The following is a 13,267-nucleotide window of genomic DNA, read 5'->3' as shown; positions in this document are numbered from 1 at the left end:
GGCAGCCTCAGAAGCCGCGCGTCCGCTTGGCCGCGCGGCGGTTCGCCCCGCCGACCGCCCCCGGCACCCGCATGAACAGCCGGGAGATCTCGCTTCCCAGATTCACCCCGATCGCGATGGCCAGCGCCGTCGCCACCGCGGTCGACAGCGAGGCGAGCCCGGTGTTCACGTTGCCCTGTGCCATGCCGAGCAGACCGAAGTACGTGGCGGAGCCGGGCAGCAGCGGGCCGATCGCCGCCGTGATGAACGGCAGCGACGAGGTGTACCGGTAGCGCGAGAGCAGCTGCCCGAACAGGCCCACCAGACCGGCCGCCGTCGCTGTCGCCGCCACCGGCGAGATGCCGCCGGTCCTGGCCATCGCCCCGTAGATCACCCAGGCCACGGCGCCGTTGAGGGTCACCGCCAGCACCGTGGACCGGTCCTGCTGGAGCAGGATCGCGAAGGCGAAACAGAGCGCCATCGATGCCAGGATCTGCACCACCGGCCGGTCGGGGGCGATGAGCCTGGCCTCGGGGTTCAGCTGGGCGCCCAGCTGAAGTCCCAGATACAGGACCAGCAGCACACCGACGACGATGCCGATGAACAAGTACATGACTTCGAGCAGACGCGCGGCCGCGGTGATGTAGTAACCGGTCAGCCCGTCCTGCACACCCGCGACCAGGGCCCGCCCCGGCAGCAGCGCGAACAGCCCACCGGTGATGACTGCGGACGGCCGTACGTCCGACCAGTGGGTGAGGGTCAGCGCCACGCCCATCGCGGCGGGCGGCATCGCGGCCACCACGAACTGGTAGAACTCCGGCAGTCCCCGCCCGGCGAAGAGCCAGGCGAGCCGGTCACCGAGCATCGCGCCGACCGCCGCCACCAGGAACACCAGCGGACCACCGCCGACCAGCACGGATGCCGCCCCCGCAAGACCGCCACCGGCCAGCGTCAGGACCCAGCCGGAGTACGGATGCCGGTTGCGCCGGATCTCCGCCAGGCGCCGGTAGGCCTCCTCCAGTGAGACCTCGACATCCTCGGTGGTGATGTCGTCGATGAGCCGGAAGACGGCGGCCAGCCGGGTGTAGTCGGTGCCACGACGGCGTACGGTACGGCTCGCCGTCACCGGGTCGTCGACCAGCGACGGCTGGTGCGAGATCGACAGCAGGGTGAAGGTGACCGTGGGCTCGCAGCGGTCCAGACCGTAGCTGCGGGTGACCGCGAACATCGCCGCCTCGACGTCCTCGGCGCCCTCACCACCGGCGAGCAGCAATTCCCCGATACGCAGCGTCAGGTCGAGCACGCGCGGCACCGCGGGCCCCGCCTCGTCGGACTTCTGCACCGGCTCGGGTGCCGGGCGCTCGGCGACCGGCATCCGCAGCATCGTGCGCATCCGGTCCTGCCAAGGGGCCTCCTTGGTCAGCCGGATCATCGGGCTGCCGTGCGCCGGAGTGAACGCGGGCGGCGGATGCTGGGCGCTGTACGTGCGCGGCGGGGCGAAGGCGGAGCCGATCGTCTCCGAGCCGGAGGCCGGACCGGAACCGGGTCCGGAGCCCGAAGCGGAACCTGTCCCCGACCCCTGGGGCTCGGTCGTCAGACCGGTCGGAATGGCGAACTCCGATGTCGGGTGGTCGTCGTCGGAGGCAGACGTGGGCCTCCCCACCCCGGCCGGCGGGACGAAGGCGCTGCGCGCCTCGTCCGACTGGGGCTTCTGGTCCTCCGGACCGCCCGGTTCCGCCACCACTCGACCTCGCTCCTCATCGGCTGCGCGTCTTCGGTTGCGCTTCTGCCCAGTATGGCCACGGGCAAGGGTGCGGATGCGAGGCGGGCGGAACCACGGACCGGACGGACACGCGGGCGGGCATACGAAACGGGCGGCACCCCGTGGGAAGGAGTGCCGCCCGTCTCCGGCACGGAACCGTAAACGGAACCGTGCGATGTACCTCGGCCGGAATCCGGCCGCGACCCTTGGGTCAGTGCGCGCCGCCCTGTGCCTCAAGGCGCTTGTAGGAGGCCTCGATCTCGGCCTCGGCCTCGGCGCGGCCGACCCAGTCGGCGCCCTCGACGGACTTGCCGGGCTCCAGGTCCTTGTAGACCTCGAAGAAGTGCTGGATCTCCAGGCGGTCGAACTCCGACACGTGGTGGATGTCGCGCAGGTGCTCCACCCGGGGGTCGGAAGCCGGCACGCACAGCAGCTTGTCGTCGCCGCCGGCCTCGTCCGTCATCCGGAACATGCCGATGGCGCGGCACTTGATGAGGCAGCCGGGGAAGGTCGGCTCGTCCAGGATGACCAGCGCGTCCAGCGGGTCACCGTCCTCGCCGAGGGTGTTCTCGACGAAGCCGTAGTCCGCCGGGTAGCTGGTCGAGGTGAAGAGTCGACGGTCCAGGCGGATCCGACCGGTCTCGTGGTCCACCTCGTACTTGTTCCGCGAACCCTTCGGGATCTCGATGGTGACGTCGAACTCCACGGGTGGCTCCTCCATGATCAAGACATACGACTGGTGATTAAGTGTCCCCCACGCAGATGTGTGCTCGCGAAAGGGGCTGGTCAACGGTGGACGAGCCGGTGAAAAGACCGTCGGTCAATCCGCTCGACAAGCTGAGCAGACTCGCCCGGCAGGCCAGCGTGATCAGGTTGAAGGGACTGGACGATCGGCAGTTCACGGCTGTCTCCGCCGGCCTCGGCCTGGCGCTCGCAGCCGGCGTCGTCCTTGCCGCCGGCCCCTGGGACTCGGGTCAGCGTAAGGCCGAGCAGGACTGGGCCGCCGCCCGGAGCCGCACAGGTGGCGTACATCACGAACCCGGCGCGCGGTCCGGACCGGAGCCCGCACCCAGCGCCCCGGCCGTCCTCGCGCCCCTCTCCTCCGTCGTCGACAACGCCGCCCCGGACGCCCGAGATGCCTCGGGCGGCGCAGCGGCCGCCCTCCGCGCCACCCTGGGTCCGCTGCTCAAGGCGCCGGCCCTCGGCACCGTGCGTACCGCCGTCGTCATCGACACCGCCACCGGCGAGCGGCTGTACGGCCAGGGTGCCGACACGCCCATGACACCCGCCTCCACCGTCAAGATCGCCACCGCGGTCGCCGCCCTGAGCGCGCTCGGCCCCGATCACCGCATCGCCACGACGGTCCGGGCGTCCCCCGACTCCCGCAGCATCGCCCTGGTCGGCGGCGGCGACCCCACCCTCGACAAGGCCGCCCTGCGCGCACTGGCCGCCGACACCGCCCGCACCCTGAAGCACCGGGGCGTAAGAACGGTCCGCCTCACGTACGACACCTCCCGCTACTCCGGCCCGGCACGGCACCCGATCGGCCCCAACGAGAACATCGCGCCCGTCAGCGCCCTGATGACCGACGAGGGCAGGCTCGACAGCACCGACAGCGGACCTGCCCCACGCAGCGACGACCCCGCCGGTGACGCCGCCCGGATCTTCGGCGAGCTGCTCGACGACGCCGGGATCGCCACCCGGTCCGGCCCGGCGCCCGGTCGGCCGGCCGCCAAGTCCCGGCCGGTCGCCGAACACCTCTCCGCCCCGCTCTCCGCACTGGTCGAACGGGCCCTGACCAACAGCGACAACGACATCGCCGAGGCACTCGCCCGGCAGACCGCCCTGGCCACGGGCGAACGGGCCGACTTCGACGGCGGCCGACGGGCCGTCACCGCACAGCTCAAGAAGCTCCACCTGCCGCTGAAAGGTGCGAACTTCGCCGACGGCAGCGGGCTGAACCGCAAGGACAAGGTCACCGCCGCACTGCTGGCCGGCCTCCTCGCCCGCGCCGCAGACCCGGACCACCCCGAACTGCGCCCCGTCCTCACCGGCCTCCCGGTGGCCGGGTTCAGCGGCACCCTCAGCGGCCGCTACACCCAGAAATCCGCAGGCACCGGCCTGATCCGCGCCAAGACCGGCACCCTCACCGGCGTGAACACCCTCGCCGGGACGGTCGTCGACAGGCAGGGCCGGCTGCTCGCCTTCGCCTTCCTGGCATCCGGTACGACAGCCCCGTCCGAGGCCCAGTCCTCCCTCGACGCCCTCGCCACCAGCCTCGCCGCCCGTACCCGATGAGCCGTTCAACACCACACCGCGGACGCACCCGAGCACGTACGGTTGACGCATGACGAGCATCGGTGGTGCCGAGATGGTCGACTGGAATCTCGCGGTCGCGACCGCGACCCGACTTGTGCGGCCGGGGCCCGAGATCAGCCGCGAGGGCGCCCGCGAGGTCGTCGCGGAGCTGCGCCGGCATGCCAAGGCCGCTGAGGAACACGTCCGTTCCTTCACCCGGATGATCCCCGAGGGGACCGAGCCGGAGGACACCCCGGTCCTGGTCGTGGACCGGGCCGGCTGGATCAAGGCCAATGTCGCGGGCTTCCGCGAACTGCTCCGCCCGCTCCTGGGGAAGATGCAGGACCGGCGGGGCAACGGACCGGGCGGCGCCGTGCTCGGCGCGGTCGGCGGCAAGGTGACCGGCGTCGAGGTGGGGATGCTGCTGTCGTTCCTGGCCTCCCGGGTCCTCGGCCAGTACGAGACGTTCGCCCCCGCCACCCGCGAGCTCCCGGCCTCGGCCGACGGCGGCGGCAGGCTGCTGCTCGTCGCCCCGAACATCGTCCATGTCGAGCGCGAACTCGAGGTCGACCCGCACGACTTCCGGCTCTGGGTCGCCCTCCACGAGGAGACCCATCGCACCCAGTTCACCGGTGTGCCCTGGCTCCGCGACCATCTGCAGGGCGAGATCCAGTCGTTCCTCGAAGAGACCGACGTCGACCCGATGACCGTGCTGGAACGGCTCCGCGAGGCCGCCCAGTCCCTGGCGGGGGGCCGTCCCGAGGGCGAGGACGGCGAGGACGGCGGCCGCAGCCTCGTCGAACTGGTCCAGACACCCGCCCAGCGCGAGATCCTCGGCCGGCTCACCGCCGTGATGTCCCTGCTCGAAGGCCATGCCGACTACGTGATGGACGGCGTCGGCCCCGAGGTCGTCTCCTCCGTCGGCGAGATCCGGGAGAAGTTCCAGCAGCGCAGGGCGCGCGGTGCGAGCCGTCTCGACCAGGCGCTGCGCAAGCTTCTCGGACTCGACGCCAAACTGCGCCAGTACCGCGACGGCGAGCGATTCGTCCGTGCCGTGGTCGACAAGGTCGGCATGGACGGCTTCAACCGGGTCTGGACCTCGCCGAACACCCTCCCGACCAAGGCGGAGATCGCGAAACCGACGGACTGGATCGCGAGGGTGCACCGTAAGGCAGAGTCCTGATCACGACGGGCCCGGCGGCGGACGACAGGACACGAACGCGCCGGTAATCACCCATCCGAGGGACCGTAGAGGCATGGGAAGGCGTGCAATGCTCGATGGACGGCTTGCCTCTGTCACCATCGACGCACTCTGAGTGACGGCACTCTTCCCGTTCCGGCACTCCGAGGCACCTCCCAAAACTTCACGAAGGGCACCGGACATGGGTCCCCATCCTGCGGTCGCGGCGATACGCCTGGCGGTCCGCCGCGTACTCCACGACGTACTCACCGAACACACCCGGAGCGCCGAGCACACCCGGCGCACCCCGCACCCCGAGCTCGCCGAAGCCGGTGCGGGCAGGCAACGCGCCGCACTCCCCGAACGCCCCGATACCCCGCTGGTGCTGGTGGCATGCTCCGGCGGCGCCGATTCCATGGCGCTCGCCTCCGCCCTCGCCTTCGAGGCCCGCAAACTCGACGTCCGGGCCGGCGGCATCACCGTCGACCACGGCCTTCAGGACGGATCCGACACCCGGGCCGCCGAGGTCGTCGACCGCCTCACCGCCATGCGCCTCGACCCGGTCGAGTCCGTCGCCGTGCAGGTCGGCCAGGAAGGCGGCCCGGAGGCCGCGGCCCGCGACGCCCGCTACGCCGCCCTGGACGCGGCGGCCGAGCGGCACGGAGCCGCCGCCGTCCTGCTCGGTCACACCCGTGACGACCAGGCGGAGACGGTGCTGCTGGGCCTCGCCCGCGGCTCCGGCATCCGCTCCCTCTCCGGCATGGCCGCCGCATCCGGCCCGGCCGGCCGCTACCGCCGCCCCTTCCTCCAGCTCGACCGGCAGACCGCCCGCAAGGCCTGCCTCGTCCAGTCCCTGCCCGTCTGGGACGACCCGCACAACATCGACCCCGCCTACACCCGCTCCCGGCTGCGCCACGAGGGCCTGCCCGCCCTGGAGAAGGCGCTGGGCAAAGGGGTCGTCGAGGCCCTGGCCCGTACCGCCCAGCTCTCCCGCGACGACGCAGACGCCCTGGACACCTGGGCCGCCGAGGCCGACCGCGCCGTGCGGGACGACGCGGGGCGGCTGGAGTGCGCCAAGCTGTACGCGCTGCCGCCCGCCGTGCGCCGCCGGGTACTGCGCCGGGCCGCCATGGAGGCGGGCTCCCCGGCCGGTTCGCTCTTCGCCCGGCACATCGAGGAAGTCGACCGTCTGATCACCGGCTGGCGCGGCCAGCGGGCCATCAACCTGCCGGGCCGGGTCGAAGCCATGCGACAGGGTGGCAGACTGGTGATTCGGCAGAGCTGAAGCACGAGCGGCTGACATGCAGGCGAGCGGCCGCGCAGGTCCGGGTCGATACCCCGGATCCGGCAGGCAAAGAAAGAGACGCGGGTGAACGAGAAGGACATGGGCACCGACCTTCAGTCGGTGCTCCTCACCAAGGAAGAGATCGACGCGAAGCTCGTCGAGCTGGCCGCGAAGATCGACGCGGAGTACGCGGGCAAGGACCTGCTCATCGTCGGCGTCCTCAAGGGCGCAGTGATGGTCATGGCGGACCTGGCGCGCGCGCTGTCCACCCCCGTCACCATGGACTGGATGGCCGTCTCGTCGTACGGCGCGGGCACCCAGTCCTCCGGAGTGGTCCGGATCCTCAAGGACCTGGACACTGACATCAAGGGCAAGCACGTCCTGATCGTCGAGGACATCATCGACTCGGGCCTGACGCTGTCCTGGCTGATGTCGAACCTCGGCTCGCGTGAGCCGGCGTCCCTGGAGATCTGCACCCTGCTGCGCAAGCCGGACGCGGCCAAGGTCGCGCTCGACTGCAAGTGGGTCGGCTTCGACATCCCCAACGAGTTCGTCGTCGGATACGGGCTGGATTACGCGGAGAAGTACCGCAATCTGCCCTTCGTCGGCACGCTCGCTCCGCACGTCTACGGGGGCTGACCGCCTCCCGGCACCTCTCGCCCGGCCGGGGTGCCCGGCCCGTCCGGGGCGGACGACGGGAACCTTTCACCGGATTCCCGCCGTTGAGCCTTTGAAGGCGGGTTTTGACAGACGTCCCCGGCAGCCGCAGGCGACAATGCTGGGGTACCGTCCGAAGAACAGTCTTTTCTCACAGCAGCATTTACCTACGGGCAGGAGGGACGGGGCGTCATCGCCCCGTATGGATGGACGTGAAGCGATACTTCCGTGGGCCGGTCATGTGGATCGTGCTGGCCGTCCTCGCCGTGGTCGTGTTGATGCAGGTCGTCGGCTCGTCGGGCGGCTACAAATCGGTGGACACCGGCAAGGTGATCCAGGCGATCAGCAAGGACCAGGTGGCGCAGGCCAAGCTGACCACCGGTGACGAACAGATCATCAAGATCGAGTTGAACAAGGGCCAGAAGCTTTCGGGCGAGTCCGGCAGCAAGTTCCAGGCGAGCTACATCGGCGACCAGGGTGTCCAGCTGGCCGACACGCTGCAGCAGAAGTTCGAGAGCGGCAAGATCGACAAGGGCTACACTGTCTCGCCGTCGAAGCAGTCCCCGTTCATCTCGATCCTCCTCTCGCTGCTGCCCTTCGTCCTGATCGTGGTCGTCTTCCTGTTCCTGATGAATCAGATGCAGGGCGGCGGATCCCGGGTCATGCAGTTCGGGAAGTCCAAGGCGAAGCTGATCACCAAGGACACCCCGAAGACGACGTTCGCCGATGTGGCGGGGTCGGACGAGGCCGTCGAGGAGCTCCAGGAGATCAAGGAGTTCCTCCAGGAGCCGGCGAAGTTCCAGGCCGTCGGCGCCAAGATCCCGAAGGGTGTCCTGCTCTACGGGCCTCCCGGTACGGGCAAGACGCTGCTCGCACGCGCCGTCGCGGGCGAGGCGGGCGTCCCGTTCTACTCGATCTCCGGTTCCGACTTCGTCGAGATGTTCGTCGGTGTCGGTGCCAGCCGGGTCCGTGACCTCTTCGAGCAGGCCAAGGCGAACGCTCCGGCGATCGTTTTCGTCGATGAGATCGACGCCGTCGGCCGGCACCGAGGTGCCGGAATGGGCGGCGGTCACGACGAGCGCGAGCAGACGCTGAACCAGCTGCTTGTCGAGATGGACGGCTTCGACGTGAAGGGCGGCGTCATCCTGATCGCCGCCACGAACCGGCCGGACATCCTCGACCCGGCGCTGCTGCGACCGGGCCGTTTCGACCGGCAGATCGCGGTCGACCGGCCGGACATGCAGGGCCGTCTCGAGATTCTCAAGGTGCACCAGAAGGGCAAGCCGGTCGCAAAGGACGTCGACCTCGGCGCCGTTGCCCGTCGTACGCCAGGCTTCACCGGTGCCGACCTGTCGAACGTGCTGAACGAAGCCGCGCTCCTCACGGCGCGCGGCAACCTGAAGCTGATCGACAACAAGATGCTCGACGAGGCCATCGACCGCGTCGTGGCGGGTCCGCAGAAGCGGACCCGGATCATGTCCGAGAAGGAGAAGAAGATCACCGCGTACCACGAGGGCGGACACGCCCTGGTCGCGGCGGCTTCCCCCCAGTCGGACCCGGTCCACAAGATCACGATCCTCTCCCGCGGCCGCGCCCTCGGTTACACGATGGTGCTCCCGGAGGAGGACAAGTACTCCACGACGCGCAACGAGATGCTCGACCAGCTGGCCTACATGCTGGGCGGGCGCGCGGCCGAGGAGCTGGTCTTCCACGACCCGACCACCGGCGCTGCGAACGACATCGAGAAGGCCACCGCAACGGCCCGCGCGATGGTCACGCAGTACGGCATGACGGAGCGGCTCGGCGCGATCAAGTTCGGCGGCGACAACACCGAGCCCTTCGTGGGCCGGGAGATGGGCCACCAGCGCGACTACTCGGAAGAGGTCGCGGCCCTCGTCGACGAAGAGGTCAAGAAGCTCATCGAGACCGCGCACAACGACGCGTGGGAGATCCTTGTCGAGAACCGCGACGTTCTGGACGCACTGGTTCTCCAGCTCCTCGAGAAGGAGACGCTCGGCAAGGAGGAGATCGCCGAGATCTTCGCCCCGATCGTGAAGCGCCCGTCCCGTCCGGCATGGACCGGTTCCGCCCGACGCACCCCGTCGACGCGGCCGCCGGTGCTCTCGCCGAAGGAGCTCGCCCTCACCAACGGCGCCGCCACGGCGAACGGCTCGGTCGTCCCCACGGACACCGTCCCGGCCACCGAGGTGATCCCGGAGGACCGTCCCGAGAGCTGAGGTCCCGCTACCCCGGTGTGGCACCTGTCACGGGAGCTGCACCGGGCCCGGAATGGATGCCGCGTCCCCGCAGGTTCTAGCCTGTGGGGGCGCGGCTTTTTCGTACGCCCGTGCGGAGGTATGTGCGGGTGACAGCACAGAGGAACGAGGCACAGATGACCGACCCGGTGACGTTGGACGGCCAGGGCTCGATCGGTGAGTTCGACGAGAAGCGGGCCGAGGCGGCCGTACGCGAACTCCTCTTCGCCGTGGGCGAGGATCCGGACCGTGAGGGACTGCGCGAGACGCCGGGGCGGGTGGCACGGGCGTACAAGGAGATATTCGCGGGCCTCTACCAGGAGCCCCAGGATGTGCTGACGACCACGTTCGACCTCGGCCACGACGAGATGGTGCTGGTCAAGGACATCGAGGTGTTCTCCACCTGCGAACACCACCTGGTGCCGTTCCGGGGTGTCGCGCATGTCGGGTACATCCCTGCGACCAGCGGCAAGATCACCGGTCTGTCGAAGCTGGCCCGCCTCGTCGATGTCTTCGCCCGGCGCCCGCAGGTCCAGGAGCGGCTCACCACGCAGATCGCCGATTCGCTCATGGAGATTCTGGAGCCGCGCGGGGTCGTTGTCGTCGTCGAGTGCGAGCACATGTGCATGTCGATGCGCGGTATCCGCAAGCCCGGTGCGAAGACGCTGACCTCGGCGGTACGCGGCCAGCTCCGCGACCCCGCGACGCGCGCCGAGGCCATGAGCCTGATCATGGCGCGCTGAGCTCCGGAGCGGCTGTGAGGGAAGAGCTCGGTGACCGCTACGCGGCCGCCGAGCTCTTGTCGTTGTCCTCGTCCTCCGGGAGCTTGCAGATGCGCTCCAGCCAGAGGGCCGCGGCAACCACCGCGATGCCGGCCAGGACCGCGAAGCCCGCGTAGATCGCCTGGTCGCGGCGGGCCGGGATGTCGAGGGAGCCGAGCAGGAAGACACCCGTGCCGCCGTACATGCCGGAGACCAGGGAGACGACGAGCGCGCTGGCCTGGCCGAAGACGACTGCGCGGGCCGCCATCAGTGGCTCGACGCCCTTGGCTCCCGGCCGGCGCTCACGCTGGGCGCGCAGCCGGGAACGGATGGAGAGCGCCGTCGCGAGCAGGATGGCGGCGATCACAGCGAGCACGATCGGCGCGGCAAGGGGAACGCTCGGCAGACTGCCCAGGGAGTCCCAGAGGCGGGCACCACCCCAGGAGAGCACTCCGGCCGCGGCGAAGAGGCCGACCAGTACCCCGAGCCGTAGTTGCTTCACCGAGTGATCCGCCCTTCGCCGCCGGTGGTGCGTGTCACGGTGGTCCGTGTAGCCACCGTGCAACCAGTGATCCGTTTCCGTTGAGCCTAACGACTATTCGGGCAGACGGAGTTCCAGGTCGGCCCGGGGCAGTACCCCCTCCCGGCCGACACCGGCCAGCAACTCCGCGACCGGGCCGGAGCCGGGCAGCTGGGCCTCGGGGTCGACGTCGTGCCACGGGGCGAGCACGAAGGCGCGCTCATGGGCGCGGGGGTGAGGGAGGGTGAGCGCCGGGTCGTCGGAGACGACATCCGCGTACGCCACGATGTCGACGTCGATGGTGCGCGGGCCCCAGCGTTCCTCACGGACCCGGTCGAAGGCCTCTTCGATGGCCTGGCCGCGTTCCAGGAGGGAGGACGGCGGGAGCGTCGTCTTCACGACGATCACCGCGTTGAAGTACGAGGGCTGGGAGCCGGGAGCGACGCCCCAGGGCTCCGTCTCGTACACCGGGGAGACTGCTTTGACCCGCAGACCGGGGGTGTCCTCCAGGGCGTCTATGGCGCTCTGGAGGGTCTCCAGGCGGTTGCCCAGATTGGAGCCCAGGGAGATCACGGCGCGTTTGGGGTTGGAGAGGGTGATGTCCGCGGCGTCCACCTGCTCGACCACGGAGGCGGGAACCGGCTGTACGGTCGGGTCGCTCTGCCCCTCGGTAGAAAATGCAGTCATACTCGGCTCCGGGTGATGGTGATGGTCACATCGTCGAAGGGGACGGTGATCGGCGCATCCGGCTTGTGCACCACCACCTCCACCTCCTCGACTCCTTCGTGCTTGAGGCACTTCTGGGCGATGCGCTCCGCGAGCGTTTCGATCAGATCGACCGGTTCCCCCTGCACCACGTCGACGACCTCCTCCGCGACGACGCCGTAGTGCACGGTCTTCGTCAGGTCGTCGGCGGCTGCCGCGGGGCGGGTGTCGAGGCCGAGCACCAGGTCCACGATGAACGTCTGGCCCTCTTCCCGTTCTCGAGGGAAGACGCCATGGTGTCCACGGGCCTTGAGGCCGCGCAGCGCGACACGATCCACGCGAATCACTCCTGCTGTCGTTGGGCGTAGAGACACGGGGCCGCGTGCGGACGGCTGGGTGCCCTGTTTCGAATCTACCTGCGAGCACCGACAGTGCCCGCCCGCGGGGGCTATGGACAGGACCTTGCGGGGCTGGTAGCCGCTTCTACCCGCGGTTCCGGATTCCAACCCCCCGTCGGGCGGATGCCCCGGTCAGGGGGATGTGTCCTCCTCCTCGTCCTCATCGGATTCGGTGAGGACGGGCGAGCCGTGGTGGGACCAGAGCTTCCAGCCGTCCGGTGTGCGCCGGAACACATTGGTGGCCACGACGAGTTGGCCGACCAGCGGTCCGAGCGCGTTGCCGTCCTCCGCGGGGCCGCCGCTGAGGATGTTCTCCGTGCAGGTCACCAGGGCCGTGTCGCCGGTCATCGAGACCCCGACATCGGTCAGGAAGAACTGGATGTACTCGGTGTTCGCCATGATCAGGGCGTAACTGCGCAACACCTCGCCGCGGCCGGTGAGCACCGGCCAGCCGGGGTGGACGCAGGAGACGGTGAGGTCCTCGCCCGGCAGCCAGAGCCCGGAGAGGTCGTCGAAGTCGCCGCGCTCCATCGCCTCGTAGAAGGCGGTGTTGGCCTGCTCGACGGCCGCGATGTCGGCGGCCGCCTCCGCGTGCTCGTCGCGGGGCCGGCTCACGCGGCTCCCTCGACGGCGCGGGCGACCCGTACCGCGTCGGCCGTGGCCCGTACCTCGTGGACACGGACGGCCCAGGCACCGGCGCGGGCGGAGAGCGCGGAGATCGCCGCAGTGGCGGCGTCGCGTTCGCGAGCGGGCGGCGGTGCGGCGCCCTCGTCGGCCAGCACATGGCCGAGGAAGCGCTTGCGGGAGGCGGCTACCAGCAGCGGGCGGCCCAGGGCGCGCAGCTCGTCGAGGTGGGCGACCAGCGCGAGGTCGTGGCCGGCGTCCTTGGCGAAGCCGAGCCCGGGGTCGATCACGATCCGTTCCGGGGCGACACCCCCCGCGATCACGGCGTCCATCCGCTCCCGCAGCTCCGCGACGACCTCGGCGACGACGTCCCCGTACACCGCCCGGCTGTTCATGGACTCGCTGAAGCCGCGCCAGTGCATCACGACGAACGGCGTGCCGGCCGCGGCGACGACCTCGACCATGTCCGGGTCGGCGAGGCCGCCGCTCACATCGTTGACCAGGGCGGCTCCGGCCGCGACCGATTCCTCGGCGACACGGGCCCGCATGGTGTCCACGGAGACCGTGACCCCTTCGGACGCCAGGCCCTTGACCACCGGGACCACACGCCGCAGCTCCTCCGACGCGTCCACCCGGCTGGCACCGGGGCGGGTCGACTCACCGCCGACATCGATCAGGTCGGCGCCCTCGGCGACCAGGTCGAGGCCATGTTTGATCGCGGCCGTGGCGTCGAACCAGCGGCCGCCGTCGGAGAAGGAGTCCGGGGTCACATTGACGACACCCATGACCGCACAGCGGTCCCACTCCGGCAGGCCTTGGACCGTGCCTCGTCCACGCAAGGTA

Annotated in this window: 13 protein-coding genes; 6 read left to right on the top strand and 7 right to left on the bottom strand. The window is 70.1% G+C overall.

The genetic code is table 11. The annotated features are described in order from the left end of the window. Positions 1-7: 7 nt before the first annotated feature. Positions 8-1,723 (bottom strand): threonine/serine exporter family protein, encoded by a 1,716-nt coding sequence (locus tag GA0115254_RS03045; RefSeq protein WP_093893694.1) that lies wholly within the window; start codon positions 1,721-1,723, stop codon positions 8-10. A 229-nt stretch (positions 1,724-1,952) separates the two neighbouring features. Then, complete coding sequence (locus GA0115254_RS03040) at positions 1,953-2,447, bottom strand: inorganic diphosphatase (RefSeq protein ID WP_003968257.1); 495 nt, start codon at positions 2,445-2,447, stop codon at positions 1,953-1,955. 86 nt (positions 2,448-2,533) lie between these two features. Between GA0115254_RS03040 and dacB the strand changes: the two genes are divergently transcribed. The 6 genes from dacB (at position 2,534) to folE (ending at position 10,159) form a co-directional block, all read left to right on the top strand. Beyond that, positions 2,534-4,039, top strand: coding sequence for a D-alanyl-D-alanine carboxypeptidase/D-alanyl-D-alanine endopeptidase (dacB, locus tag GA0115254_RS03035; RefSeq protein ID WP_256102370.1), 1,506 nt, complete (start codon positions 2,534-2,536; stop codon positions 4,037-4,039). A 49-nt stretch (positions 4,040-4,088) separates the two neighbouring features. Further along, on the top strand, positions 4,089-5,222 hold the full coding sequence (locus GA0115254_RS03030; protein ID WP_093893693.1) for a zinc-dependent metalloprotease: 1,134 nt from the start codon (positions 4,089-4,091) through the stop codon (positions 5,220-5,222). Between the two features lie 199 nt (positions 5,223-5,421). Next, the gene (gene tilS, locus GA0115254_RS03025; protein WP_093893692.1) at positions 5,422-6,504 is read left to right on the top strand and encodes a tRNA lysidine(34) synthetase TilS; all 1,083 of its coding nucleotides are present in this window, start codon (positions 5,422-5,424) and stop codon (positions 6,502-6,504) included. A 99-nt stretch (positions 6,505-6,603) separates the two neighbouring features. Beyond that, a complete protein-coding gene (gene hpt / locus GA0115254_RS03020; protein WP_072487175.1) occupies positions 6,604-7,143 on the top strand; it encodes a hypoxanthine phosphoribosyltransferase in 540 nt (179 codons plus the stop codon). 224 nt (positions 7,144-7,367) lie between these two features. Next, on the top strand, positions 7,368-9,398 hold the full coding sequence (gene ftsH, locus GA0115254_RS03015; RefSeq protein ID WP_093893691.1) for an ATP-dependent zinc metalloprotease FtsH: 2,031 nt from the start codon (positions 7,368-7,370) through the stop codon (positions 9,396-9,398). Between the two features lie 155 nt (positions 9,399-9,553). Further along, a complete protein-coding gene (gene folE / locus GA0115254_RS03010) occupies positions 9,554-10,159 on the top strand; it encodes a GTP cyclohydrolase I FolE (protein ID WP_093893690.1) in 606 nt (201 codons plus the stop codon). A 37-nt stretch (positions 10,160-10,196) separates the two neighbouring features. On the opposite strand, the gene GA0115254_RS03005 is transcribed toward folE, so the two are convergent. From GA0115254_RS03005 to folP, 5 genes are all read right to left on the bottom strand, one after another. After that, positions 10,197-10,679, bottom strand: coding sequence for a DUF3180 domain-containing protein (locus GA0115254_RS03005; protein ID WP_093893743.1), 483 nt, complete (start codon positions 10,677-10,679; stop codon positions 10,197-10,199). 93 nt (positions 10,680-10,772) lie between these two features. Next, on the bottom strand, positions 10,773-11,384 hold the full coding sequence (gene folK / locus GA0115254_RS03000; protein ID WP_093893689.1) for a 2-amino-4-hydroxy-6-hydroxymethyldihydropteridine diphosphokinase: 612 nt from the start codon (positions 11,382-11,384) through the stop codon (positions 10,773-10,775). Continuing rightward, positions 11,381-11,740, bottom strand: coding sequence for a dihydroneopterin aldolase (folB, locus tag GA0115254_RS02995; RefSeq protein ID WP_093893688.1), 360 nt, complete (start codon positions 11,738-11,740; stop codon positions 11,381-11,383). The genes folK and folB overlap by 4 nt, the downstream gene beginning before the upstream one ends. A gap of 192 nt (positions 11,741-11,932) precedes the next feature. Then, positions 11,933-12,415, bottom strand: a complete 483-nt coding sequence (locus GA0115254_RS02990) for a nuclear transport factor 2 family protein (RefSeq protein WP_093893687.1) — start codon at positions 12,413-12,415, stop codon at positions 11,933-11,935. After that, a complete protein-coding gene (folP, locus tag GA0115254_RS02985; protein ID WP_256102374.1) occupies positions 12,412-13,209 on the bottom strand; it encodes a dihydropteroate synthase in 798 nt (265 codons plus the stop codon). The genes GA0115254_RS02990 and folP overlap by 4 nt, the downstream gene beginning before the upstream one ends. Between the last annotated feature and the right edge of the window lie 58 nt (positions 13,210-13,267).

The organism is Streptomyces sp. Ncost-T10-10d, from assembly GCF_900091955.1.
GTDB lineage: Bacteria > Actinomycetota > Actinomycetes > Streptomycetales > Streptomycetaceae > Streptomyces.
This window is presented reverse-complemented; position numbering and strand designations above follow the sequence as displayed.